Origin of the sequence: Levilactobacillus lindianensis (assembly GCF_003946095.1) — a bacterium.
GTDB lineage: Bacteria > Bacillota > Bacilli > Lactobacillales > Lactobacillaceae > Levilactobacillus > Levilactobacillus lindianensis.
In genome coordinates this window covers 1-478 of sequence record NZ_RHOD01000066.1, presented here as the reverse complement: position 1 = coordinate 478, position 478 = coordinate 1, and the positions used below count along the sequence as shown (strand labels likewise).

The following is a 478-nucleotide window of genomic DNA, read 5'->3' as shown; positions in this document are numbered from 1 at the left end:
GCCGGTGTAACCATACCAATTACTATTGACAAACGCTGCCCGAATTTCCTTTTGCATCTTACCAAACTGCGACCGGTGGGCTTCGTCAACAAAGCAGATCACCCGTTGCTTTAAAGTCTTACTAAAGCGGGATTGCTTACCGGTTGCCAACTGGGCTTGCGTTTTTTTGACCGCCCGATGAAGTTTTTGAATCGAGGTGACCAAGACCTTACCGTCGTTTTGTTGCAACTTACGCATTAAATCACCGGTATTTTGGGCTTCGTTAATGGCAATATCGTCATTGGCAGCATAGGCACTAAAGTTGCTAGTTGTCTGTTCGTCTAAATCCCGCCGGTCAACTAAAAAGATGACCTTATCGACACCAGGATCTTGCGCAGCTAATTTAGCGGTTTTATATGAAGTGAGCGTTTTACCAGAACCCGTGGTATGCCAAACAAAGCCATCTTGATGGTCGTGAATCCGGTGCATCACGGCTTCA

At 46.2% G+C, this 478-nt stretch carries 1 protein-coding gene; it reads right to left on the bottom strand.

Annotation, left to right across the window (positions count from 1 at the left end; translation table 11 throughout):
• The coding region (locus EKM70_RS11310; protein ID WP_164506389.1) for a DEAD/DEAH box helicase family protein at positions 1 to 478 on the bottom strand (478 nt) is incomplete at both ends.